Raw genomic sequence first — 25,949 nt, forward strand, 5'->3', positions numbered from 1 at the left:
TGCGGTTCGAGTGAGCTTAATCAAAGTTTCATAATTCAAGTTGCGCAAATAGTAATCCGTAAGTGAGGTGTCACAATTTTGACACTCACAATTTCGGATAATGAAAATAAACTAACTATTAACCGCGCTGTTGGGATATGAAGCGAGATAACTACATCACTGATGTGGAAACTGCTGTGCCTGAAGATGGTCGCATTATTTCCACGACTGATTTGAAAGGGAAAATTACCCATATCAATCAGCTGTTCTGCGATATCTGTGGATATAGTAAACAGGAATTAATAGGGCATGGGCACAATATAGTACGCCATCCACACATGCCCAAAGCTGCCTTTGCTGATTTGTGGCACGATATCCAGCAAGGTAAAAACTGGATGGGGTTGGTCAAAAACCGCCGTAAGGATGGTGGCTATTACTGGGTTAATGCCTTCATTACCCCCATCCGCCGGGCGGGTAAAATCTTTGAATACCAGTCTGTACGTACCAAAGCCGATCCTGACTTGGTCAAGCGTGCGATCGCCTGCTACGCCGATATTGAAAAAGGCAAACTGCCGCTTCCTAAACTCGCATTATCGCTCCCCGCCAAAATCGGTCTGTGCTGGACGTTATCGTCGCTGTTGCTGCTGACACTGCCATTCATCCCTGCCACGGTAGGTATCCCCGCTGCCTTACTCGCAGTGCTGATCATGGGGCTAAGTGTAGGCAGATTGGCCGCCCGTTGCCGCAGACTGCAGCAACTCAGCGATAGCGTGCAGCAAAGTAAACTGATGCAAGCAATTTATACTGGTGATACCGATATCCTGTCGGCGGCGGAACTAAGCATTCGTATGCAACGCGCCGAGATCATTGCCATCACCGCACGCATTGATGATACCAGTGAACATCTGACCCATAATTTGAAATCTCATCAGCAATCTGTGGATGCCAATCATCAAGAGTTGTCACAACAGGCGGTGGCACTGGACGAGTTGGCAGCAGCTATCAGCCAAATGAAAAGTGCCGTTGCGGAAATTGCGTCAACCTCAGCTAACACCGCAATGGACGTCACTAATTTGGAAGCCAGCAATCAAGACACGATGAAGGCATTACAGGCCAGTCGCGCGGCCAATTCCGAGATGAGTGGCTTATTGCAGAAAGTGGCGTCACAGATTGCAGAGCTGGATCAGCAATGCGCTAGCGTCAATACGGTCTTAGAAGTCATTGAACAATTGTCGGAACAAACGAACCTCTTGGCACTGAATGCCGCAATTGAAGCAGCAAGAGCCGGTGAGGCAGGCCGAGGCTTTGCTGTGGTAGCTGATGAAGTCCGGGCACTGGCGCAACGTTCATCTGGTTCGGCTAAAGAGATTTTCACCATTATTCACCAGTTGAGTGAGCAAAGTCGTCAGGCTGTGGCCGAAATGGCTAAAAGCCAAACATTGACCCAGCACAGTATGGAACTGGAACAACAATTAGTCAGCCGTTTGAATGATGAAGCACAGGCCCTTGGCCGGATCACCGCTAATAGTCATCAGATCGCAGTCGCCACCGAGGAGCAAGCCTATACGGTAGAGCAACTGCATCTGAACTCCTGCCGTCTGCAAAGTGGAGTATCCAAGCTACAAGAAAACAGCCAAGAAGCTAGCACCCATGGTGAAGAGTTAAGGCGCCAAAGCGAGCGACAGCAGGAATTGATTTTGCAGTTTAAATAAATGGCATTAACTGTGTTTTCTAAATAAAGAAGTCAGACTATGTCTGACTTCTTTATTATGTCATGGCCCTTTATTAATGGCCGCCCAGCTTTTTAAATAAACTATCCTTCAGTTTGTCCTTGGCTTTTTCCGCCTCATCTTTCAGTTTGTTTTTAAACAGCGCGTCGGTATCCAACGAGAATTTTGGCTGGGCAAAAGTCCCGCTGATCAGCAAGGGAATTTCAACACCCGCCAACTTATCAGAGGTCTTGCCACCCTGCCCTTTGAGGGAATCAACCAACGCGGTTGTTAATCGATAGTCCAACGACTCTTGCAGTAAATTGGCACCACCAGCGCCAGACAAACGCACAAGAGGTGATAACATCGCTAGGTCTGGATTATTGGCCTGTCCATCCTTCACCGTGAAACTACCTGAAAGACTGGTGAAATCCGTCTTCTGTTCTTCGCCTTTAGGGCTACTGAGATCCCCTTTCAGCTTGGCCTGAGCATTACGGATCATTAACGGTATATTGATGCCATATAACGCGCCATCAGCAATATTAAAATTACCATTAACATCGAGATTCTTTTTGATGTTAACCGGGATCAAGCTACTGCCACTACCTTTGGCGCTGATATTGGCTGTTCCCGCCAACATATCGACCTTTGCCGCATCAGTCAGCAAAGGCCGCAAGTTAACCTGACTAAGCGACGAATTGAAGCTGTAACTTGCCACCTTGTTACGGCCATCCACCTTAGCAGATGCACTCAATTTGCCTTGATACAAGTCAGCTGTCATTTTCTGCAGTTCTAGAATACCGTTATTTAATTGCGCATTCATCACCCAGTTATCTGTGGTTAGGCCTGCGACTTTCAATGACTTAATAGAGAGTCCCAAAGCCATATCGACAGCTTTCATGCCACTAAGATCGGGTTCGGTGGCTACCGTATCAACCACTTTAGGCTGGGCTGCCTCACTAGACTTTTCAGGTTCGGTAGATGGAGGCAGTAATTTGTCCAGATCTATATCAGCAAACGCCAATTTGGCCTCGACCTTAGGCACCTTGCTACCATAGGCGACAGTCATGTCACCGCTCCCCGATATATCCGCGAGGTCCAACTTGCTTAACACCAACGACAACACTTGCTTAGCGGTATCAACATGAATATTCGCTGTCAGATTGGCCTGCATTTCACCGTTGGGAATCGATGCCCCTTTCAGCGTGTTTTCTATCGAGAAATCTTTCAGGTCAACTTGCTGCAAATTTGCTGAAATCTTCAGTTGTCCCTCCCCTTTACTGGCAACTGTCATCTGTGGCATCTCGCCACTGAATTGATATGCCAGCGGCGCATATTGCTCCAGTGCCAGTTTGCCCAACGTGAGGGACGACAAGGTAAAAATATTCTCAGTGCCCTGCTGGCGATCCAGTAAACGTACCTGCGCGTTGCTCACACTGATGCCGCCAATATTAAGGCCTGCTAGCGTGATATTGCTGTGGGTGCCACTTTTGCCAGCATTAGTTGGGGCTGCCGCTTCAGTCTTGCCTGTTAGACCGTCAAAACTGTTGCGTCCGTCCTTGGCAGTCTCAAGATTGAGCTGCAAGCCATCCAGTTTTAACTCAGAAACCTGAATCTCTTTACTCAGTAGCGGCATTAACGCAACGTTAGCGACAATCTGATTGACAGCGACCATCTGTTTTTCCGCAAAGTCCTTGGGATTACTGAGCGTAATGCCTCCGGCTTCTATCCCCAAGGAGGGGAAAAATGTCCAACTGAGATCCCGGTCTATGGTCATGGTTCTACCGGTTTGCTTTTCAACCGCCGCAATAATTTGCGGTTTGAAATCATTGGGATCAAACAATACCGTTACATAAAAAACGAGTCCCACTACCAGTAGCAGTAATACGCCAACACCCCACTTCAATACTTTCATTTTTCAGTCCTTTTGCTTGCATCCTGATAGTCAGTTAGCTTATCAGACTCAGATCCAATGCTGTATTACTGATAGCCAAACCATTGTCATCAGCATAAATTAACATCCCCGTTGTCACAGTTTGGTTACCAAATACCAATGGGCAATTAACATCACCTAATCCTTTGCGAGCAGTCTTAACGGGCACTGTTCCCAACGCCTTGATACCTAATGGCATTTTTGCCAACGCACCGGCATCACGAATAGCACCATTAATCACCACTCCAGACCAACCGTTATCTACCGCACTCTGGCCGATTAAATCCCCCATAAGAGCTTTATCCAATGAGCCGCCCCCATCAACTACCAGCACTTTTCCCATTCCTGGGCGGGCCAGTAGTTGTTTCACCATAGAGTTGTCCTCGAAGCATTTCACCGTCACAACTTCCCCCCAGAATATGCGTTTTCCACCATATTGCTTTAGTGGCAGAGGTAACAACTGTATCTGTTCGGGAAAGGTATCAAATAGTTCGGGAAGTAAATCCAGCATGATGAACAAGCCTTTTTACACATATTTACCTATAAGACTAGCGGCGTTATTGGTCAGTCTCAAGTTAAAGCTGCTGAGTTATACTACTTGAGTCAATAGCCGAAAATAATATAAACTCCCCAAACTGTTCTATTCTTTCTGGGCAGTGATTTACCCATCCTGGTTGAAAGGTTTACTTTTTAAGAGAGTAATATGAGCAAAGATCTCGATCTGCAGAGCGCTATCGCTGCGCTTGACGAATATGGATATGATAAAAAGCATTCAACGGATCTTGAACAAGCTAGAAATAAGCCGCAAATGACCCGCTATCTTAAATCCTTGGATTACAGTCTGAAGCGTATGCAATTACTGCAAGAAGCGGTGAATGAGCTGGTGAATGAAATGCAACATCAACAAATAAAGCATGAAAAAGTTCAAACATTTAAAACCAAAGTGATTAACCTTTCCAAAGAACTGAATATGAGCTATGACGAGGTTGTCAATTACATGTCTGCCTCTCAAAACAAATAAATTGGTATTACGCTGACTGTGGCCGCAGTTAATAGCGGCTACCGTTTTATAAAATCAAACTGATTCATTATTTATTTTTCACTATTGCAAATTTAAATTTGCCATTCTCCTCACGATAAAACATTCCGGCCATTCTTTGGAATTTTCATAGTACTTCATATTGCCAACTGGCGTTCATACACACTTCGGCTAGACTTAGAGGCGCTATCATTTAGAGGCGTTATCACTATCAATTTTCCGGGGCGTTGGTGCGCATAATATGGAAAAATACCTGTTGCTACTGTTTTTACTGCTAGGCAGTGTGTTGTTGTGGCTAGGGGTATCTGCTGATCCTGCTTATATCTCATCCACTGAACGCCCGTTACGTATTGCGGTATCCACATCACCGCTCTCCTCACCCATTATCATTGCCGACCGCATGGGGTTCTTTAGCAAACAACAGCTGACGGTGCAATTACTGCCAATAAAGGGCGGCAATAATTGTTTTGATGCATTAATGCGTGGCGATGCCGACCTGGCAACCAGCTCTGAAACGGTGGTGATGTTCAACAGCTTTCAACGTAATGACTTCAGTATTATCAGCAGTTTTGCTGAATCTGATAATGATATAAAACTACTGACGAAAGCGGCTTCCGGTATCCAGCGACCTGAACAGTTGCTACATCACCATATTGGTATTGTGGCAGGCAGTGCCAGCGAGTATTTTATGGATGCACTGCTTTTAATGCACGATTATCCACAGCAGTTAGTACAACGGACGGATATCGCACCAAACGACTTAGCGGATGCGTTGCTGGTTGGTGCCGTTGATGCCATTTCGATATGGGAACCCTTTGCCTTTCAGTTACAGCAACAATATCCGCAGCAGATTTATAGCTTTAAAACCAAAGGAATTTATAATTTAACCTTTAATCTGCTGGTTCGACGCGAAGATACCACTAGTCACTTACAGCAGCATATCCGTGTACTTAAGGCGCTTGACGAAGCCATTCAGTACATCATTAACGAACCCGAAAAATCACAACAATTGGTGTCAGACTACCTTAAAGTATCGGCAGACGAAGTGATCACCTTGTGGCCGGATTACTTATTTCGCCTATCTTTGGGCAATACGCTGCTCAGCAATCTGCAATCTCAAAGTCGCTGGGCCGTCAATGCGGATCTGGTGAAAAAGCATACTATCCCTGATTATCGTCTATTTATTGACTCAACAGCACTCAACCAAGTAATACACAAACCACTGGTACGCAAAGAATGAGAATATCAAAACGCTTGAAACTACTGGTGGCCTTGTGTGTGATCTTGGCACTCGCCCATGGCATTGCGCTGTTGAACCAGCGAACCATGATGGTGCGTTCATTTGAACAAATAAATCATCTCACCGAAGTACAGCTACGTGTTGATTTACTGCGATCCAATTTATGGTTACTGCAACAGTATCAAGACCAGAAGGCTATCAACGACACCGCTAAAGCGCTGGATAATCTGCGCCATTTCATTGATACCGCACAGCAACTGGAAATGGATGAACGGGAAGCCACATTGCTGAACAATCTTAAGCGCCATGAAGATAACATCAGTGTGCTACTGGATATTTCTCGTCAGAATCTCGTCAATGGCGAAAAACTACAGTCAAACAGTAATACTGTGCTGACAGCAAGGTACAGCGCCATCATCCAATCAATGAGCGAAGACTTGCTACGATTACAAACCCGGGTAATTGATAACGCAAGGAAATTCCAAATACAGCATCTTTATTTCAATGGCATTCTGTTGTCGATTATTGCCGTTTTAGTCACGCTGTTTTCACTACAGACACTGTCTCGTTTCCGCATGCATTTGTCCACGCTAAAAAAAGGCATCAAGGATCTAGCTGATGGTGATTTGCTCAGTCTTATCAGGATACCCAAAGATGAAGAATTTGGGGAGGTGGCCGACGAATTTAACCGGATGAAGCAAGAATTACTCATCGCAACGCAAAAGCGCGATCAACTGCAACAGGAAGTGGAAGAACAGACCCACCGTTTACAAGAGCAGCAGGAAAAACTGCGCCATATGGCGGAACACGATGATTTAACCGGCGTGCTCAACCGTGGCGCAGCGACGACTCAAATCGAATTGGCGATCGAGCGTTGTAAACGTCAGCAACAAAAAGCGGCATTACTATTTATCGACCTAGACCGATTTAAACCTGTTAATGACAACCTCGGTCATGCAGCAGGTGATGCAGTACTGAAAGAAATCGCCCAGCGCTTGCATCATAATTTACGCGCTTCCGATATGATCGCCCGTATCGGCGGTGACGAGTTTATCGTGTGGTTAGAACCCGTGCACAACGCCGAAGAGATTGCACTCGTGGCCAATAAAGTCCGGGACACTGGTCGCGCAATCAATCTTTATGGGCAGACATTGGATATTGGCTTAAGCGTTGGCACCAGCGTTTACCCTGATAATGGGCACAACCTCAACTCACTGCTGAATCACGCTGATGCCGCTATGTATAAGAGCAAAAAGCGTAAACCACCGCAGAGCCAGGACGAAGACAGTCCCCCCATCAAGATGGTTGAATAAGACTCAGCCCCGTTGCACGGTTAGCGGAGCGGTTTTAACCGCAGTGACAGCAACAGCAGTGCCAGCATAATATAAATACTGGGCTCGATAATCTCTGATTTTACCGACCAGTAATAATGCACCACCACCAGTATCACGGCAGGATACACGGCATAATGTAACTGTTGCCAGTGCCGGCCCATCCTACGCTGTGCCGCTTTAAAGGAAGTCAGTGCCAGCGACAACAGGATTAACCAAGCACTAGCACCCACCACAATATAGGGGCGCTTCACAACTTCCTGCAGTAATAATTGCCAAGCAAACAACAGATCGAGGCTGAAATACGCCGCCAGATGCAAGCAAGCATAAGCAAAAACCCACACCCCCAACGGCCGACGCAGCTGCATCAACATCCCTTGTTTGCTCCATCGCGCCATCGGTGAAACCAACAGCGTCAGCAGTAACAGATTGAGCGCACCTTTACCTAAAAAATGAATGATATATTGCACCGGATCGCCGCCAGCGGCATCGCTATTCACCGCCAAGAATAACCACAGCAAAGGCAAAGCGGCCGCAACATGTAATAGTGTTTTGCACCAAAACAATTGCCGTCTGGAGATACGCCACATCAGAAAAATTTCCTCAGATCCATCCCTTGATACATCGCAGCCACCTGCTCTGCGTAGCCATTGAACGGCAAAGTCGGGATGCGCTTGGCATTAAACAAACCGCCTTCTGCGATCCGCCGTTCACTGGCCTGCGACCATCGCGGGTGATCGACCTGCGGATTCACATTGGCATAGAAGCCATATTCATGGGGTACCAGTTGATTCCAACTGGATGGCGGCTGCTTATCTACCAGCCGGATCCGCACCACCGACTTAATACTCTTAAATCCGTACTTCCAAGGCACCACTAGTCTGATAGGCGCACCGCTTTGGGGCGACAAGGTTTTATCATATAGCCCAACCGCCATAAACGTCAGTTCATTGGTAGCTTCATCCAGACGCAAACCTTCTACATAAGGGTAATGAATACCACCGCCCATCAACGGGTTACGCTGCCCCGGCATCTGTTCTGGATCAAACAGTGTTTCAAAAGCCACATGAGTTGCCTTACTGCTGACGCCCACTTTCTTTAGCAATGCTGCCAACGGAAATCCCACCCAAGGAATAACCATCGACCAGGCCTCAACACAGCGTAAACGATATGTACGTTGTTCCAATGGCAGCAGTTTATAAAGGTCGTCATATCCCAGTGTCAACGGCTTATCGACTAGGCCATCAATCGTCAATGACCAAGGATCGACTTTAAACTTTTGCGCATTTTCAAACGGATCTTGCTTACCCGTTCCAAACTCATAGAAGTTATTGTGACGAATAACCTTGTCGTAAGGCGTCTGGGTTTCTGACGTCTGATATTGTTGGTCCACGGTGAAATTAAGCTGGCGAGTGGGAGCCAAAGCCTGCGGTTCACCAAATAAATCGAATATTCCAGCTTGAACATAGCCGGGCAGACTTGCGGCAATACTGCCAAACCCCAACATTGCCGTTATGCGTCGTCGCTCCCGAAATACCGCTTCGGGTGTTACTTCAGATTGCGGCAGTTCCCAACGGGGTCGGTGCAGAATCCCCTTGATAAACTTGCGATTCATAGATAATGCCACTCAAGCAATAATGGATTTCCATTAGACAACAGTAACGCCTTTCGGTTGCATGGGCAATTGCTGAAATACCGGGTATCGTACCCCAAAGTACAAGCCTTAAGCAGCTGGCAAATCCAGTGACAGCAAGGCCTTGAAGGCAACATCTATCCGTGCGACCCTAGTTGGCAAAACGTGCGTAACAGGAAAAATGGCATGGATTTGGTCAATGAACTTTTGGCACCTAGAATCTCTCTCATCTGGCTTTTAGCTGCGGTAGTCATTAGCGGATTACTGTGTGTCTGGCAAACCAAGCGCCGCCAAGCACTGCTGCTACAAACCGCCGATGAGCTGTACCAGCAGCAGTTGCAACAATTAGCGCAGCAACTACTGGCGGCCCAAGAACGGCTGCAGCAACAGACCAGTGATCTGGGGATGGCACAAGCCAGAGCCGAAAGAGTACCAGTGCTGGAACAATTGCTTAAAGACACTCAACATAAGCTGATGGAAACACAGCTGAACTTGTCTAAATCCAATGCGATGCAACAGACACTCAGTGCCCGGTTTGAGGCAGAACAGCAGGCACTAAACGACAAACTCGCGTTGCTGGAGAGCAGTGAATCTCGTTTAAAAACGCAATTTGAAAACATTGCAAACAAAATATTTGATGACAAGAGCATTAAACTGCAATCACAGAATGCTCAGCAAATGGAAGGATTTGTTGCACCACTCAAGCAACAACTGGAAGGTTTCAGGCAACAAATTAGTGAATCATATTCAAAGGAACAGGCTGAGCGTTTCTCACTCAAGCATCAACTAGAAGAGTTGAAGCAGCTCAATCAACGCATGAGTGAGGATGCTGTCAACCTGACCCGCGCCCTTAAAGGTGACAACAAGCAGCAGGGAAACTGGGGCGAAGTGATCCTAGAGCGGGTGCTGTCTGAAAGTGGCCTGCGTGCAGGTCACGAGTACGATATTCAACAAGATTTGCAAAACGATAGTGGCAAACATTTCAAACCGGATGTGATAGTCCACCTGCCCGATGAAAAAGATGTGGTAATTGACTCCAAGATGTCCTTGCTAGCCTATGAACGCTTTTTCAATGCTGACTCGGACGAGGAAAAACTGCTGGCAGCCAAAGAACATGTCAATTCACTGCGCGCCCATATCAAGGGACTGGGGCAAAAAGACTATCAGAAATTACATGGGCTCAAGAGTTTGGACTATGTGTTGATGTTTATTCCACTGGAACCAGCTTTTTTACTGGCATTGGAACAGGAGCCGCAGCTCATCAACTATGCCTTGGAAAATAATATTATGCTGGTCAGCCCAACCAATCTGTTGGTGGCACTCAGAACGATCAATAATATCTGGCGCTATGAATACCAGAATCAGCACGCGCAGCGTATTGCCCGTCAAGCTGGCAAAATCTACGATAAACTGTGTGGATTCGTTGAAGACATGGACAAACTCGGCCGTGCACTGTCCAGTGCCGACAAATGTTTTACAGGGGCCATGGGTAAGCTCACGAGTGGTCGCGGCAATTTGATCCAACAAGCCCACCAGATAAAACAGCTGGGAGCAGAAACTAGCAAGCAGCTAGATAGTAAGTTGTTGGACAAGGCCTTAAGTAGCGAAGCTGAAAGCGAAGAGAAGATTGAGCATTTGGATGCCGCCAGAAAAGCGGTGAACGAATCCTAGATTTTAGCGGTAGTGGGATTCAACAGTAGGAGCATATATGTCTGTGATTTGGCGCAAAAGGCGTTTGCTGACCGTAGCTGTCAGCGCCCTGCTGCTGGTATTTTCCACCACTGTCACCGCGGCCAATGATTATAAAAAACAGCGGCAGCAGTATCTGGATGCCAGAGACGCGCTAAAGAATAACCAGTTGGAGACCTATCAGAAGTTACGACGTCAGTTAGACAACTATCCGCTGGTTATCTACCTGGACTTCAATGCAAATCTCGACACTATTCTGAAAATGCACGGCAAGCAGGCCTATGCCGCTATGCAACCCTTTATCACCTCGCCACTTTACGATATGGCCAGACACCGTTATTTGCTGCAAGCTGGCGATGATAAGCGTTGGCAGGATTTTCTGGCTGTATCGCCGGATCTGCCTCGGGCGACCGATCTGCAGTGTTATTACTATCGCGCAAAATTAAGCGAAGGCGCGACCACAGAAGCTTATAAAGGTGCTGAAAACCTTTGGTTGACCGGGCATTCACTGCCTAAAGCTTGTGATCAACTGCTCACGGCATGGACTCATGCCGGATTACGTAGTCAGGAATTGATCTGGTCACGCATGTTGCTGAGTTTTGATGAAGGTGAAACCGGCCTACTGAGTTTTCTAGCGCAGAAAATCACCCAGCATAAAGCGCAAGCGCAGTTACTGTTAGATGTGTACCGCGATCCACGCACGCTACGCCATAGCCGCGCCTTCAGCGGTCATGCCGCTATCTATGGCGATATTGTGGCTGCCGGGCTAAAACGTTTGGCGGCAAAAGATCTCAAGCAGGCTTTCTCTCTGTATGCCAAGTATCAGAAAGCGGGCCGTTTTAATGACGACGATGGTCGTAAACTAAATCGTTATCTGGTGTGGTATGCCCTGCTGAAACGGGAAGATGGTTTACGGGATGTTGTCGATACCATGTTGCCGTTACTACGTTCGGACGATCTCACCGAACGGCGGTTACGTTGGGCTTTGGCCGAGCAAGATAGTGCAATGGTGAAAAAACTGCTGCCACTTCTCAGTGACGAATCCCGAAATGATGCCCGCTGGCAATATTGGCAACACAGGTTTGGCCTTGTGGATGATGCCACCTACGCCAAAATTGCTGAGCAACGTAATTTTTACGGCTTTGCGGTGGCCAGTGAGCTGGGGAAACCGCTAAATCTGGCCCATGACCCAACTGTTAATCAGGATAATCTGCAGGCACGCTTGGCTGACGATCCGGGATTGGCACGGGTTCAAGAACTCATGGTTCTCGACAAATGGCTCGACGCCAAACCAGAATGGAGCTTGTTGCTGCAACGCCATAATCGGCAGATGCAGGCACAGTACGATCTATATGCCTTGCAGCAAGGTTGGGAAGCCCTTGCCGTAGATACCAGTATCACCGCCCGTTTGTGGGACGATATGGCCATGCGCTTCCCGTTTCCAGAGCAACAAAGTTTCGACAAGGCTGGCAAAAAATTTGGTGCATCAGTGAACGAATTGCGAGCCATCTCTCGCCGGGAAAGCGCCTATAACCCCTATGCCACCTCAGGGGCTGGTGCCCGTGGCTTTATGCAGCTAATGCCCGGCACAGCAGCTCGTACCGCCAAAAAATACAAATTGCCGTACGATGGGGTCAAAAGTCTGTATCAGCCGGAAATCAATATTCCGTTGGGTAGTGCCTATTACAGCCAGTTATTGCAGCAATTTAAGGGCAATAGGATCCTCGCTGCCGCCGCTTATAACGCGGGGCCGTCCCGGGTCAGTCAATGGCTAAAAGACAGCCAGGGCAAACTCGATCTGATGACGTTCGTAGAGGTGATTCCTTTTACTGAAACCCGAGAATACGTTCAGGCAGTCTTTACCTATCGGGCTATTTATGAACGAAAACAACAGCAAAAACTCCCATTCTTCAGCCGCGAGGAAATGCAATATCACTACTGATGCTGCAGTTGTAATGTCATAGCAATAATCCCGTCGCCGGATAAATATGCGGTTCTGACTTGGCACTGGCGCACACAGCGATTACCTTGATAACAGTTGTCGGCGAATTTAAAAGGAAAGTTATGCCACAAGCCGTTATCGAGCAGGCACTGCAGCAACTGCAACAAGTGTTGATAGGCAAACCGCGGGTGATCCGCATGGCACTAGCCTGCATTCTGGCTCGTGGTCATTTATTGATAGAAGATTTGCCCGGCATGGGCAAAACCACCTTATCGCAAGCGCTAGCACAAACACTTGGCCTCAGTTATCAGCGCATTCAGTTCACCAGTGACATGCTTCCAGCCGATATTCTCGGGGTCTCTATCTTCGATAAACAGCAGGCGGAACTCGTGTTTCATCCTGGTCCCATTTTTCGGCAGATGGTGCTCGCTGATGAAATTAACCGCGCCAGCCCCAAGACCCAAAGTGCGCTGTTAGAGGCGATGGCAGAACAACAGATCACCATAGACGGTATTACGCACCTGTTACCTCGGCCATTTTTTGTGGTTGCCACCCAAAACCCCAGTGAACAGTCCGGCACATTTCCGTTGCCAGAATCGCAGCTTGATCGATTTATGATGCGATTATCGATTGGCTATCCCAGTCAGGACGCGGAATTAAAAATGCTGAAAAGCAGTAACGATAAATCACTACCGCTGCCGCAATGCCTGAGTGCGATGGAGTTGACACAGCTGCAACAACAGTGCGATCAAGTTGCCGCATCAGATGCGCTGCTGGCATATATTCTGGCGCTGGTAGAAGGTTCACGCGAGTTGAATGAAGGCTATGGATTGTCTCCCCGAGCAGCCAAAGCATTGCTCGCTGCTGCCAGAGCCTGGGCGTTTATTCATGGTAGGCAGTATCTGGTGCCAGAAGATGTGCAAGCGATCTTTGTCGCCGTTGCCGAACACAGATTACGTCAGTCCAATCAGCAACAAGGTGAACAACTTTCGCTGCGGCTACTCAGCACCATTAATCCGATCCGGTAAGCCGTGATGATGACCGCCTCTCCCCCATTTCTGCGGCGCTGGCTACACCAATGGTTATCCAGGCGCATCCCGGCGGGTCCACGGCAGCGCTTGAGTCATCGCAGCATCTTCATTCTGCCTAGCGGCTTTGGCTTAATGTGGTTACTACTGACCCTACTGCTGTTTTTGTTTGGTACTAACTATCAGAACAATTTGGTGATCGGACTGAGTTTATTACTCGCCAGTGTCTTCGTTAGCGCTATTCTCCATAGCTACCGTAATCTGGCAGGACTGTGCATTCATGCCTTACCGCCCACCGAAGTCTATGCCGGTGACACCGTTGCCATACCACTGAAAGTATCGGCCGATAGCCAGCTGTATCAGGTGCAATTGGGCTATCCTGCGGGCCAGATGATGACCGCATCACAGATATCGTCGCAGCCGCAAATCATTGCATTGCCGGTAACGACCAGCAAACGCGGCTGGCTGACACCAGGAAGGTTATTGATAGAATCGCGCTTTCCGCTGGGGCTGTGCCGCGTCTGGTCATGGGTTGATCTGGATAATCGCATATTGGTATATCCAGCATTGCGACAGTCACCGCTGCAGTTGCAGGGGCATAGCGATGACGGGGTTCACTCACTACACCACCAGCCAGGGATAGATGAGTTTAGCGGTCTTAAATCATGGCACCCAGGTGAATCGCTAAAGCAGGTTGCCTGGAAGCAGTATGCTCAGGGCCGTGGAATGTTATCTAAGGAGTTTGCCGATCCACAAGGTCAACCGGTGTGGCTGCAGCTTGCCCCAGCACTCAATGCCATTCAGTTAGAACAGGCACTGCAACAACTCTGTTGGCAGGTGGATATTCTGGCTCGCCAACAACGGAGCTGGGGCTTAAAACTGGCGCATCAGGTGATAACACCGTCGGCGGGTGAGCCACATCGGCGCAACTGTTTGGCAGCATTGGCGCTGTATCAACCGACAGCGGAGCCAAAAGATGAATAGCAGCGATCACCTTAGCCGTCGCACCCTATTTTGGTTGCTGCTGACCAATATTGCCGTGCTGTTGCCGCTGTATGACAAGATCACCGTGGCGACGCTTGGGATCTGCGCTATCTGCTTCATCTGGCGTTTAGGCATATATCTTGGGAAAGTCTCACGGCCTCCACGACTGCTGGTCACCCTACTGGCGCTGTCTGCGGCAATAACACTCGCCTTGGTGAGCCGCGAAATGGGCTTACTGAACGCACTGATTAATCTGCTGATCTTGGGGTACGCGTTAAAGTACATAGAAGCCAGAATACGGCGTGACGTTCTGGCGATCATTCTGGCGGGATATTTCCTCATTGCGCTGACGTTTATCGATCATCAAGGCATGGGGAATGTGTTACTGCTGCTCCCCGTCACCGCTATCAATACGCTCACACTGGTTAGCCTTTACCGTGACGATTGCTCCGCCGCCACACAAAGCTGGCTTACCGTCAAACTGCTGCTGCAAAGCCTGCCACTCACCTTATTGCTATTTATCGTCATGCCAAGATTTGCCCCATTATGGATGGTGCCACAAATGAAATCGGCCAGTACTGGGTTAACCGATGAAGTGGGCTTTGGCGATATTTCGCGACTGACCCGCTCGTCGGATCTAGCCTTTCGCGCCACCTTTGACGGCCCAGTTCCACCGCCACAGGCATTGTACTGGCGAGCGCTCGTACTGGAAGATTTCGACGGTAAACACTGGCGACAAGCGCCAACCACCAAGGCGTTGCAACATAAGGTCAATCTGTTGAAGCCCAACAGAACTCCCCCAAAAGGCAATAGCCGCAGTTACCGTGTCATTGCCGAAGGCTCCGGTCAGCAGTGGCTGTTTGCCATAGGCAATGCATTCAGTGATACCCAAGGCGTATTTAATCTGCCTGACTATCGGTTATATGCTGGCCGGCCGCTACAGCAAAAATTTCAGTATCGGGTACAACAGTATGTTAATGCCCCATTACATGAGGAGCCGTTGAGCAACGCCGAACGCGAGCGCAATCTGGCATTGCCCTCATCAGTGAATCCCCGCACCCGAGCCTTAGCACAGCAATTTGTTACTGCATATCCGCAGCCGGAACCGCGTCTCGATGCCATGATGCGTTATTTCAATCAACAGCCGTTTTTTTACACCCTGACACCACCGGTGACCGGGCCGCAACAGTTGGACGATTTCCTGTTTGAAACCCGTGCTGGTTTTTGCGCACATTACGCTTCGGCATTCACCTTTATGGCCCGCGCCAGCGGTGTGCCTGCCCGGCTGGTCACTGGCTATCAGGGGGGAGAATTCAATGCTGATGCGGGGTATCTGAGCGTTTATCAGTATATGGCCCACGCCTGGAGTGAAGTGTGGCTGGCTGACCGTGGTTGGGTGCGCTTTGACCCTACTGCCATGATTGCGCCGCAACGTATTGAACAAGGGTTTGACAGCCTGTTTGCGCCTCAGGACAGTTACCTCGCTGGTACGGCTTTTTCCGGTATTCGCAGCAGTGCTTGGTATAATCAATTGCGGCTCCGGCTGGCGAGTCTCGACTATTACTGGACCGTCTGGGTCTTAGGTTTTAATGGTGAACGACAGCAGCAGGTACTTCGCGGACTATTAGGTGAAATCACCACCACTCGCATTGCATTTCTGGTCTTAGGGGTCATGACCCTGATATTTATCATTATCGGCTACAGTGCCGGTTTAATTGCATTGCCCACACGCCAACCCCAACTGGACCGAGACTTCCGGCGCATAAGCCGTCTGGCCGCGCGAAAAGGCATCGTTCGCGCCACCGGATGCGGCCCTAAAGATTATGTTCAACAGTTGATCCAGCATTGGCCGGAGCAACAAAAGCCGCTCACCGAGTGGCGAGAATTATATCTGCAACTTAAATACGCAAAACTGTCGCCCGTAACGCAACGTATTACCGCCAAACGGTTCCATCGGCTCACCGCTCAGCTGTGGTTACAACTGCTGCGCACTGCACCGCGAGCGGCTGCAGAGTCCACGCCAGCAACGCTGTCAGCGACCAACCGCTAAGCAGCCATCACTTTTGTCAGCCTCAGACGTCGCAAGCCGAGCGATCAACAGTGGCACATTCCAAATCAGCTATTTAGAATAGCGGACATCCGCCACTGAAGGCCATCGATCAGGAATCGCATGTTTACACTGATCCAATCCAACAAAATGGAGTTATTGTCGGCTGCCCTCGCCGACCAGTTACGTACGCCAATTGCAGGCCAGTCACCTTTGACCGAGGAGCAAATCCTGGTGCAAAGCCCTGGGATGTCCACCTGGTTGCGGCTAGAAATTGCCAAGCATAACGGTATTGCAGCAGCGCTGAATTTTCCGCTGCCGTCTAGTTTCGTCTGGGATTTGTGTCATCAATTACTGCCTGACGTGCCGAAAGAGAACGCGTTCACCAAGGAAGCCATGACCTGGAAGTTGCTGGGATTATTACCCACACTCATTGGTGAACCGCTATACGCACCACTACAACGTTATCTGGGCGACGATAGCAAACAATTACCATTGAAGCAGTTTCAACTGGCGGCGCGCATTGCCGATATTTTTGACCAGTATTTGGTGTACCGACCCGATTGGATTGCGGCTTGGGAAGCCGAGCAACTGCCGTTTCCGCTAAATGACGAGCAGCAATGGCAACCGCAGTTATGGCGACAACTGCGCCAGCGCAACCAACAACTCGGACTCAGCGGCTATCACCGCGCTAACTTGCATCAAGCACTGGTCTCTATTCTGCGCGATGACCAACAAGCACTACCGCAGTTACCCGCACGGTTGTTTGTCTTTGGTATCTCGTCCATGCCGCCACAGATGTTATCGGTACTGCAGGCACTGGGGCACCGTTTGGATGTGACAGTTTTCAGTCTCAGTCCCTGTCAACATTACTGGGGCGATATCGTTAATCCCAAGACACGCGCGCGCATTAATCTCGCCTACAGTGAAAAACGCCAATTGCCGGAAAACTGGCAAGACAGTTTGATTGTTGGCAATCCCCTATTAGCTAACAACGGTAAACTCGGCCGCGATCTGTTGGATCTATTGCTGGAATTGCCCCCAGAAGATATCGCGTTGGGCGATGACCTGTTTTACCCCGCAGGCAACGCTAACCTGCTACAGGGATTACAACAAGATATTCTGGAGATGGAGACTCGCGGCCGCTTGCTTGGCCCCGACAGTGAGTTGTATCTGTCGCTTGAAGGCCGCCGAATACTGCGCGCTGATGACGACTCTCTGACACTACGCAGTTGCCATTCACCACTGCGTGAAGTCGAAACACTGCACGACCATCTGCAGTGGTTATTCGCGCGCGAGCCCCAGTTATCGGCGAAAGATATCGTGGTGATGATGCCTGATGTGGCCGCTTATGCGCCTTATATTGATGCGGTATTTTCTCGTCGCGAAGGCCAGTATTACATTCCTTACGCGATTGCCGATCGCGGTGCCAGCCAAGAATCCCCGTTGATCAGTAGCTTCCTGCAATTGCTGGATATCAATAACAGCCGTTTTGCGCTGACCGAGGTGCTGACACTGCTGGAACTGCCGGCCACCCTAAAGCGATTTGGGCTGGATGAAGAAGCTCTATCGCAGATCCGTCAGTGGTTGGAACAGGCCGGTGTGCGCTGGGGTCGTAGTGGCACGGCCCGGCAGCAGCAACATGTACCAGCCTTTGAGCAGAACTCATGGGCCGAAGGCGTAAGGCGCTTGATCCTAGGTTATGCCCTAGAAGATGATAGCGATCTGTTCAGCGGTCATCTGCCAGTTGCAGGCGTTGAAGGGCAAGCGGCGCAAGCACTTGGCAAACTACTAAATTTTATTGAAGCCTTGGATAATACGGCAAAAGCATTGTCCATTGCCCAACCCGCCGCAGTTAGAATTCAGCAACTGTCAGAGTTTTGTTTGCAATTTTATGCACCAGAAGAAGACAGTGATACTAAGGCATTAATGGCAATTCATAATGCCATAGCTAAACTTGCATCAGAATTATCGAACGCAGGATTTGACGGTGAGCTAGAACAACAACTGCTGTTACAGTGGTTCCGTTCCCAGTTAGAAGAATCCCGTGTTGGCCAACGTTATCTCGCCGGGGCCGTCAACTTCTGTACACTCATGCCCATGCGCTCCATTCCGTTCCAAGTCGTGTGTTTGCTGGGAATGAATGATGGCATTTATCCCCGGGTACAACATCCGGTCGGATTTGATCTCATGGCGCAACAAGCGCCACGCCGCGGAGACCGTTCGCGACGGCTGGACGACCGCTATCTGTTTCTGGAAGCATTGCTTTCTGCCAGGCGGCAGTTATATATCAGCTACATCGGCCGTTCTCAGCGCGACAACAGTCCTCGTAATCCTTCGATGCTGGTGGCCGAACTGCTGGAATATTGCCAGCTCACTTGCCTACCTGAGTCACTGGTAGCGTCGTTACAAGGCTCGCCGCTAAATGCCAACACGCTGCAACAGTTGGAAACTTGCCTGACACACATGCTGGTCAAACAGCAACCGTTACAACCGTTTGATGCCGCATTGTACCAGCCAGCATTATTAGCCCAGCCCGCCAGCGTGCCATTTACGCCGTCGTTTTCGCTGCAATGGTGTCCACAGCCAGACGCCGCCGTCACGGAAGATTTTCTTGTGGGCACACCGTTACCCTTGTCAGATGCGACCAGTGAAGATAGCGCCGCGCCACAGATCATCGAACTGCAGGCATTGATACGTTTTTTCCGCAATCCGGCGCAGTATTTTTTCAATCGTTGTCTCAAGCTGGATCTCGGTCTGGATCTTAATGCGGATGACAATGACGAGCCGTTTACACTCAATGCCCTGCAACGTTATCAACTACAGTTGCTCATGGTACAGGATGCACTGAAACACGATGGTATCCGCTCAACGACACTAACAGCCCGGCTCAAAGCCAGCGGCCAGTTACCCAACAAACCATTTGATGACCTATTACTGGGCCGATACCAACAGGATGTCGCACCGTTATTGGACCGTACCCTGTACCTGCGTGGTGAGCAGCAGCAAACATTGACGGTGGATCTGCCGTTTCCAGAATTAGCTTGTCGTCTGCACGGGCGGTTGGATGATATCAGCGCTAAAGGGTTGATCAGCTGTCGCCCCGGCGGCGCCAAAGGCCGAGATATCGTGCGCTTATATCTCCGGCATCTGGCACTCAATGCCAGTGGCTGGCAACGTTATAGCTTCCTGCTGGATATGGGGAACTTTCATGCATTGGCACCCATGACAAACACAGAAGCCAAACAACAGTTACTGCTGTGGCTACGCACCTTTGCCGAGGGTCAGTCTCAGCCGTTGCCATTTATGCCACAGACTTCGCTAGCTTATGCCATGAGTGACGGCCAGAGCCATGGTGAACGGCTGGAAGAAGCCAAAGCTGCATGGGATGATCGACAAGGAAAAGACGGCAATCTGCTACCCGGTGAAGGCAGTGAGCCCCATTATCAACGCTGTTTCAGTTTTCCTGATAGTTTTACCGAAAATAGCTTTGGCATGCTGGCATTGACGCTGTTATCCCCGTTAGTTAACCGCTATCAGCACGGAGAACTGCATCAACTGGCAGAGTTTGTTGCCAATGGTGGCAAGGAGCCTACACATGAGTGAAATCAAGCCAACATCAGCGCTTCCCCCCAAGCTGCTGAATGCCATAACCTTGCCACTGCAAGGAGCGCAGCTGATTGAAGCCAGTGCCGGCACCGGAAAAACCTACACCATCTCCGGCCTGTATCTGCGTCTGTTACTTGGCATAGGCATCCATGAACCGCTGCCTTGCGAGCAAATATTGGTGGTAACCTTTACCAACGCCGCAACCGAAGAACTGCGAGAACGTATCCGCAATCGGATCCGTCAAGCTTATCGCGCTTGCCTTGGGTTGCCAGAAAGCGATCCTTTTATAAAGGAAATATTGGGATTGCTCAGTAGCGAGCAGCGGCAGTTGGCACTCAGCCGCTTGGATCTGGCACTGAAATCTCTCGATGAAGCCGCCATATTTACCATTCATGGTTTTTGTCAGCGGGTTCTCAGCGATCTGGCGTTTGAATCGTCACTGCTGTTTGATGCCGAATTTACCCTGGATGACAGCGAATTTCTGCATCATGCCGTACGCGATTTCTGGCGCGAGGCCTGTTACCCATTGGACGGCATGCTAGCGCAAATCATCTTTGAAAAACTGCCAGGTCCCGATGCTCTGCAACAAAAATTGCGACCGTTATTGGGCAACCGTGAAGCCATAGCAACGCCACCACCGCCAGCCTTCAGTCATATCGCAACAGCACTGAAACCCGCGCTAGCAAAGCTGCACCGCCAATGGCCCGCCGCACGACAGACCATCCAGCAGCAACTGTTTACGCTATCGCTTAATGGTCGCCGTTATGGCAAAAAAGAGGATGGCTATCCGCTGCTAGTAGAGGCTTTTGAACAGCTGGATAGCTGGGTTAGCAGCCATCATGACCTGCCACCGGCGAATGCACTGGATAAACTGTCGTTGCAGCGTCTGAGTTTGAACAAATCCAGCGCCCCGGCGCCTACAGATGCTGAAGCCCCAGTGCTGGCATTGATCGACAGCATTTTGGCCATGCAGACCCAGCTACTGCCGGCATTTCTGTGCCTCGCTCGCGACAATATCCGCCAGCGCTTTGCTGCCGAAAAGGCGCGCCGCAACATGCTGACACCGGATGACCTGCTGTCCACCTTGGCTTTTGCGCTAGGGCACCCAACATCCGTACCGACGGCGGCAGCTACCGACGGTAAAACATTAGCCAAAGAGATCGCCCGCCGCTTTCCAGTCGCGCTGATTGATGAATTCCAAGATACTGATCCGCTGCAATTTGCCATATTTTCTCGTATCTATGCAGCTAGTCTGTCGCTGGTATCCGAGGAGCTTGAGTTCCCAGGACGCACTGGCGGCTTATTGATGATAGGCGATCCCAAGCAAGCCATTTATGGGTTCCGCGGTGGCGATATCCATACCTATCTGGCCGCCCGCGCCGAAACCCACGGACAATATACGCTTGGGACCAACTATCGCTCGGCTGAAGCGATGGTCAGTGCCGTCAATACCCTGTTCAGTCGACATAGCGCCCCTTTTGCCGGTGAAACAATTCTGTTTGAAGCCGTAAACGTACCGCCAGAGGCTGAGCATAAACAGCTGCAAAGCCAGCACGATAACCACGCATTACAGATCCGCCTGCTCAGTGAAGATCCCAACAAAGGACTTAACAAAGATACTGGCCGCAGCCTGCTGGCCGAAGATGCCGCTGAACAGATCCTGGCACTGCTTAATGAGCAGGCGATAGTGATTAATGGCGGGCACCAACGACCACTGCGCGCCCGCGATATTGCCGTGTTAGTGCGCGATCATGTAGAAGCCGCCATGATGAAGGATGCACTGGCGAAACGGCAGATTGGCGCGGTATTTCTCAGTCGAGACAGTGTCTTTGCCACACTAGAAGCGCGCGAGCTGGCGCTGATTTTGACGGCGCTAGCCAATCCGCGAGATGAAATGGCGCTACGCAGTGCCATGGCAACCCAACTGCTAGGATTAAGCATTGGCGCCATTCACGAATTTAATCAGTCAGAAGATAGCCGAGCGCTGTGGCTAGAGCGCTGCGAGCGCTGGCATCAAGTGTGGTTGGTTAGAGGTATTATGCCCGCCATTATGCAACTGGCGGCGGATACCGGCGTGATCCACCGGCTGCTGGCGGGTCAGAATGGGGAGCGGCGGCTCACCGATCTGCGTCACCTTTGTGAATTATTGCAGCAAAAATCGGCCGAACTCGATGGCCCGGCGGCGCTGCGTTATTGGTTTGAGCAACAGTTGTTGGATGCTGCCAATGGCGAAGAGCAACAACTGCGTCTGGAAAGTGAACAGAATCTGGTACAAATCGTTACCATTCATAAGAGTAAGGGACTGGAATATCCAGTGTGTCTACTGCCGTTTATCAGTTTGGCGGGTAGCGTCCGAACGCCAGATCCGCTGCTTTATCATAAAGATCAGCAGCTTTGGTGGGATCTGGACAGATCGGATGCGGGTAAAGAGCAACAGAAGCAGGAGCAACTGGCGGAAGATTTGCGGTTATTGTACGTGGCACTGACACGACCGATTTATCGCTGTTATCTGTCCATTGCTAACCACAGCACTATGTTAAAAAACGGCATTAAGAGCCACCTGCCGCAAACAGCCATCGGTTACCTGTTGGGCCTCACCGATAGCAGTATCGACTTTGCCCAGCTACAACAGCAGTTGCTACCGTTGCAATCGGAAGCTATTTCGGTTGCCGTGATAGCAGCGGCAAAATACAGTGGCGTACTGACATCGCAGAATAGCCAAGCGCAGGCGGCTACACCGCTGAAATTGACCATGCCACAGCAACTGCCTTGGCGTGTGGGGAGTTACAGCGGTCTGGTGAAAGAGACCGGCAACTATGACGACAGGTCTGCAATACCCAAGGACGAAGCAGAACGCCCACCACAAACGCCGGGGATGGACGATGAACAGTTCAATCCACAGTTGAGTCAGATAATGACAACGGAGCAACTCCCTGCCCCGAGATTTCTGTTTGAAAAAGGCGCCAATGCCGGTTCCTTTATGCATCAGGTACTGGAAGATCTGGACTTTGATGCCGGCGATAAAATCGCCGCGCTGCAGGCGGTGCTGCCCAATGCCATGTTGCAATATGGTATCAACCCTGACCAATTACCTTTGTTGCTGGACTGGTATCAACAGATCTTGACGGCACCGCTCGGTACCGCCGAGCGAGATCCAGGGTTATCGCTGGCGCAACTTTCATCCCAAGCGATCGTTGCCGAGATGGAGTTTTATTTGCCAGTCAGTAAACTCAGTTGCCAAGCACTCAACCGACTACTGGCCCAATACGGTTATCAGGCAGATTTCAGTTTCGATACCTTAAGAGGAATGCTCAAAGGCTTTATTGATCTGACCTTCAGCTATCAGGAACGCTGGTACATCGCCGACTATAAATCCAACCATCTGGGCGATGATTTCAATTGCTATCACGGTGATAATCTGCAGCAAGCAATGCTGGAGCACCATTACGATCTGCAGTATCTGCTGTACACCCTGGCACTACATCGACTGCTGAGTAAACGGCTGTCAGGTTATCAATATCAACGAGATTTCGGTGGCTGTTATTACCTGTTTTTACGTGGCATGTCGCCACAATATCCGGGCGCGGGTATCTATTTTGATAAGCCTCCACAAGCGTTAATCGAAGCATTGGATACGCTATTTGCCGGAGAAGCTTCCGCCGAGGCAGATGCTCACGGCCAGTTCAGTCTGGAGTTAAGCTGATGGAGATCATGTCGTTGGCTCTTATCACGTCACTACCTATGCCACAATTGTTACAACAGGCTGAACAGCAAGGGGCGGTCAGCGCCTTGGATCGCCACTTTGCGCTACAGCTGTCAGCACTGGCAGTACCACCACAACCCCCAGCCATGTTGCTGTTATTGGCGTTACTGTCAAAGCAATTGTCGGCGCAGCACAGTTGCCTGCCCCTCGCCCATATTGATGCCGACAACCCTTTGGAACTGCGGCAACAGCCAGAAAGTGCAGTGCTCACCTGTCGTTTTGACTGTTCCCAATCACAGCTGGTGCCGCAGATTGAGCAGCTACTCAACGAGTCCTCGTTGGTCTGGGTTGCCGCAGCTCAGACCGAAGATCCTCATAATCGGCCGTTAGTGTTACAAAGTGGACGTCTGTATCTAAGGCGCTACTGGCACTATGAGCAGCAGGTAGCGAGCAAACTGCGACAACTGGCGTGTGACAGTGAGATTGCCCGCCGCTTAGACCATAATGCCGAATTAATGCGTAGCAGCGCTGCATTGCTGCAAGGTTTATTTCCCACAGCAGATGCAGCCATTGACTGGCAAAAAGTGGCGGCTGCAACCGCCCTTACCCGCCAACTGGCGGTGATTACCGGTGGGCCGGGTACCGGCAAAACAACCACAGTCACCAAAGTACTGCTGCTGTTACTGCAATTGTTACCCACATTATCCATCCGTTTGGTAGCGCCGACCGGCAAGGCAGCAGCTCGGCTTAGTGAATCGATCAAAAGCACTAAAGCCAGGCTGCAACCACAACTTAATGGCCCATTAGCACCTTTACAACAGGCTTTGCAGCAGATCCCTGAACAGGCAGCCACGATTCATCGCTTATTAGGGTTTATCCCCGGTGACAGTCGCTTTCGTTATCATCACGACAATCCATTACTGCTAGATCTGCTAATAGTGGACGAAGCCTCAATGGTCGATTTGCCCTTAATGGCAAAACTGTTAGATGCGCTGCCCGATAATGCACGTTTGATCCTGTTAGGCGATCAGGATCAATTAGCCTCAGTGGAAGCCGGCGCGGTACTGGCAGATATCTGTCAAGGCCTGAAATCAGGTGATAACTGGCAGATGCGCTACAGCCAAGCGCAAGCCTTACGGTTAAGTCAGCTGTGTCAGCAGCAGTTACCAGCCGAGGCAAGCGCATCAGCGTTGGGTGATAGTTTATGTATGTTGCGCCATAGCCATCGCTTTGAGGATGATGCGGGCATCGGTTTGCTGGCCAATGCGGTGAATCACGGAGATACCGCAGCCATTACCCAGATCTGGCGTACTGGTTATCAGGAACTGCAATGGTATGAACACAACGATGATGGCAACGGTCTCAAAGGCCTATTAGCGCAATGCCAACAAGGTTATGGTGTATATCTGTCGTTGATGCAGCAACATGCTGAACCGCAACAGATCCTTGCAGCCTTCAATCAGTTCCGGGTGTTGTGCGCTATGCGCAGTGGCGACGCGGGCGTTGAGAACATCAACCTCGCTATTACTAGAGCATTAACAATAACGAGCAAGCTAAAACCTCATAGTGAATTCTATGCGGGCCGCCCGATAATCATCCGCAGCAACGATTACAACCTCGGGCTGTTCAATGGCGATATCGGACTGATTTTGCCGGATGCCAGCCAGCATAACCGATTGATGGCTTGGTTTGAGCGCGCGGACGGCAGCATGCTCAAAGTGTTACCGGCACGATTACCCAGTCACGACACTTGTTTCGCTATGACGGTACATAAGAGTCAAGGCAGTGAGTTCGACAGTGTTGCCTTAGTGTTACCGACAAACCCTCGGGGCCCGCAGCTACAGTTGCTGAGTCGGGAGTTGTTGTATACCGCCATCACCCGCGCCAAACGCCGGTTTATTTGTCTCGGAAACAGCCGAGAATTTGCCGCCGCCAGCCGTCGCCTCACCCGCCGCGCCTCTGGCTTAGCACAGCGATTATGGCAATGACAGTGGGGACAAGAGCAACAATTGCAGCAATCTTAGCCTAAATAGTTTGCCACGATGTAACATATTGTTGGCTTTTTCAGCGGGATAACACTCAC

At 50.1% G+C, this 25,949-nt stretch carries 16 protein-coding genes; 12 read left to right on the forward strand and 4 right to left on the reverse strand.

Annotated elements, in window-relative coordinates; translation table 11 throughout:
- Positions 1–137: 137 nt before the first annotated feature.
- Entirely contained in the window at positions 138–1,691 is a 1,554-nt protein-coding gene (locus tag IE064_RS03830; protein ID WP_189616535.1) for a methyl-accepting chemotaxis protein, read from the forward strand.
- Positions 1,692–1,764: 73 nt separating this feature from the next.
- On the opposite strand, the gene IE064_RS03835 is transcribed toward IE064_RS03830, so the two are convergent.
- Both IE064_RS03835 and IE064_RS03840 read right to left on the reverse strand, forming a co-directional pair.
- Positions 1,765–3,603 carry an AsmA family protein gene (locus IE064_RS03835; protein ID WP_189616536.1) on the reverse strand — a complete coding sequence of 613 codons (1,839 nt, stop codon included), beginning with the start codon at positions 3,601–3,603 and terminating at the stop codon, positions 1,765–1,767.
- A gap of 34 nt (positions 3,604–3,637) precedes the next feature.
- Entirely contained in the window at positions 3,638–4,132 is a 495-nt protein-coding gene (locus IE064_RS03840) for a putative 4-hydroxy-4-methyl-2-oxoglutarate aldolase (protein ID WP_133039635.1), read from the reverse strand.
- Positions 4,133–4,324: 192 nt separating this feature from the next.
- Here IE064_RS03840 and IE064_RS03845 point away from each other — a divergent pair, with 192 nt between their 5' ends.
- The 3 genes from IE064_RS03845 (at position 4,325) to IE064_RS03855 (ending at position 7,213) form a co-directional block, all read left to right on the forward strand.
- Entirely contained in the window at positions 4,325–4,642 is a 318-nt protein-coding gene (locus IE064_RS03845; protein WP_133039636.1) for a hypothetical protein, read from the forward strand.
- Between the two features lie 259 nt (positions 4,643–4,901).
- On the forward strand, positions 4,902–5,900 hold the full coding sequence (locus tag IE064_RS03850; protein ID WP_133039637.1) for an ABC transporter substrate-binding protein: 999 nt from the start codon (positions 4,902–4,904) through the stop codon (positions 5,898–5,900).
- Positions 5,897–7,213, forward strand: coding sequence for a diguanylate cyclase domain-containing protein (locus IE064_RS03855; protein ID WP_133039638.1), 1,317 nt, complete (start codon positions 5,897–5,899; stop codon positions 7,211–7,213). Before IE064_RS03850 ends, IE064_RS03855 begins: the two co-directional genes overlap by 4 nt.
- Positions 7,214–7,233: 20 nt before the next feature.
- Here IE064_RS03855 and msrQ read toward each other — a convergent pair whose 3' ends face one another.
- Positions 7,234–7,821, reverse strand: a complete 588-nt coding sequence (gene msrQ, locus IE064_RS03860; RefSeq protein WP_189616539.1) for a protein-methionine-sulfoxide reductase heme-binding subunit MsrQ — start codon at positions 7,819–7,821, stop codon at positions 7,234–7,236.
- The gene (gene msrP / locus IE064_RS03865) at positions 7,821–8,846 is read right to left on the reverse strand and encodes a protein-methionine-sulfoxide reductase catalytic subunit MsrP (RefSeq protein WP_133039640.1); all 1,026 of its coding nucleotides are present in this window, start codon (positions 8,844–8,846) and stop codon (positions 7,821–7,823) included. The genes msrQ and msrP overlap by 1 nt, the downstream gene beginning before the upstream one ends.
- A gap of 204 nt (positions 8,847–9,050) precedes the next feature.
- On the opposite strand from msrP, the gene rmuC reads away from it, so the two are divergent.
- The 8 genes from rmuC (at position 9,051) to recD (ending at position 25,854) form a co-directional block, all read left to right on the forward strand.
- Positions 9,051–10,535 carry a DNA recombination protein RmuC gene (gene rmuC / locus IE064_RS03870; RefSeq protein WP_189616541.1) on the forward strand — a complete coding sequence of 495 codons (1,485 nt, stop codon included), beginning with the start codon at positions 9,051–9,053 and terminating at the stop codon, positions 10,533–10,535.
- 37 nt (positions 10,536–10,572) lie between these two features.
- A complete protein-coding gene (locus IE064_RS03875) occupies positions 10,573–12,495 on the forward strand; it encodes a transglycosylase SLT domain-containing protein (protein WP_189616551.1) in 1,923 nt (640 codons plus the stop codon).
- Positions 12,496–12,617: 122 nt separating this feature from the next.
- Positions 12,618–13,523, forward strand: coding sequence for an AAA family ATPase (locus tag IE064_RS03880; RefSeq protein WP_189616553.1), 906 nt, complete (start codon positions 12,618–12,620; stop codon positions 13,521–13,523).
- A gap of 6 nt (positions 13,524–13,529) precedes the next feature.
- A complete protein-coding gene (locus IE064_RS03885) occupies positions 13,530–14,507 on the forward strand; it encodes a DUF58 domain-containing protein (protein ID WP_189616555.1) in 978 nt (325 codons plus the stop codon).
- A complete protein-coding gene (locus IE064_RS03890; protein ID WP_189616557.1) occupies positions 14,500–16,557 on the forward strand; it encodes a transglutaminase TgpA family protein in 2,058 nt (685 codons plus the stop codon). Before IE064_RS03885 ends, IE064_RS03890 begins: the two co-directional genes overlap by 8 nt.
- A gap of 120 nt (positions 16,558–16,677) precedes the next feature.
- On the forward strand, positions 16,678–20,160 hold the full coding sequence (recC, locus tag IE064_RS03895; protein ID WP_189616559.1) for an exodeoxyribonuclease V subunit gamma: 3,483 nt from the start codon (positions 16,678–16,680) through the stop codon (positions 20,158–20,160).
- Positions 20,153–23,866, forward strand: coding sequence for an exodeoxyribonuclease V subunit beta (recB, locus tag IE064_RS03900; protein ID WP_189616561.1), 3,714 nt, complete (start codon positions 20,153–20,155; stop codon positions 23,864–23,866). The genes recC and recB overlap by 8 nt, the downstream gene beginning before the upstream one ends.
- Entirely contained in the window at positions 23,866–25,854 is a 1,989-nt protein-coding gene (gene recD, locus IE064_RS03905; RefSeq protein ID WP_229799845.1) for an exodeoxyribonuclease V subunit alpha, read from the forward strand. Before recB ends, recD begins: the two co-directional genes overlap by 1 nt.
- Positions 25,855–25,949: the final 95 nt, after the last annotated feature.

This window comes from Shewanella fodinae (genome assembly GCF_014651955.1).
Taxonomy (GTDB): Bacteria; Pseudomonadota; Gammaproteobacteria; order Enterobacterales; family Shewanellaceae; genus Shewanella; species Shewanella fodinae.

Bases quoted from the DNA above. Each gene is read 5' to 3' on its own strand.
- IE064_RS03845 (WP_133039636.1), top strand. From the start codon at position 4,325: ATGAGCAAAGATCTCGATCTGCAGAGCGCTATCGCTGCGCTTGACGAA.
- rmuC (WP_189616541.1), top strand. From the start codon at position 9,051: ATGGATTTGGTCAATGAACTTTTGGCACCTAGAATCTCTCTCATCTGG.
- IE064_RS03885 (WP_189616555.1), top strand. From the start codon at position 13,530: ATGATGACCGCCTCTCCCCCATTTCTGCGGCGCTGGCTACACCAATGG.
- IE064_RS03875 (WP_189616551.1), top strand. From the start codon at position 10,573: ATGTCTGTGATTTGGCGCAAAAGGCGTTTGCTGACCGTAGCTGTCAGC.
- IE064_RS03840 (WP_133039635.1), bottom strand. From the start codon at position 4,132: ATGCTGGATTTACTTCCCGAACTATTTGATACCTTTCCCGAACAGATA.
- IE064_RS03835 (WP_189616536.1), bottom strand. From the start codon at position 3,603: ATGAAAGTATTGAAGTGGGGTGTTGGCGTATTACTGCTACTGGTAGTG.
- recD (WP_229799845.1), top strand. From the start codon at position 23,866: ATGGAGATCATGTCGTTGGCTCTTATCACGTCACTACCTATGCCACAA.
- IE064_RS03880 (WP_189616553.1), top strand. From the start codon at position 12,618: ATGCCACAAGCCGTTATCGAGCAGGCACTGCAGCAACTGCAACAAGTG.
- IE064_RS03830 (WP_189616535.1), top strand. From the start codon at position 138: ATGAAGCGAGATAACTACATCACTGATGTGGAAACTGCTGTGCCTGAA.
- IE064_RS03855 (WP_133039638.1), top strand. From the start codon at position 5,897: ATGAGAATATCAAAACGCTTGAAACTACTGGTGGCCTTGTGTGTGATC.
- recC (WP_189616559.1), top strand. From the start codon at position 16,678: ATGTTTACACTGATCCAATCCAACAAAATGGAGTTATTGTCGGCTGCC.
- IE064_RS03850 (WP_133039637.1), top strand. From the start codon at position 4,902: ATGGAAAAATACCTGTTGCTACTGTTTTTACTGCTAGGCAGTGTGTTG.
- IE064_RS03890 (WP_189616557.1), top strand. From the start codon at position 14,500: ATGAATAGCAGCGATCACCTTAGCCGTCGCACCCTATTTTGGTTGCTG.
- msrQ (WP_189616539.1), bottom strand. From the start codon at position 7,821: ATGTGGCGTATCTCCAGACGGCAATTGTTTTGGTGCAAAACACTATTA.
- msrP (WP_133039640.1), bottom strand. From the start codon at position 8,846: ATGAATCGCAAGTTTATCAAGGGGATTCTGCACCGACCCCGTTGGGAA.
- recB (WP_189616561.1), top strand. From the start codon at position 20,153: ATGAGTGAAATCAAGCCAACATCAGCGCTTCCCCCCAAGCTGCTGAAT.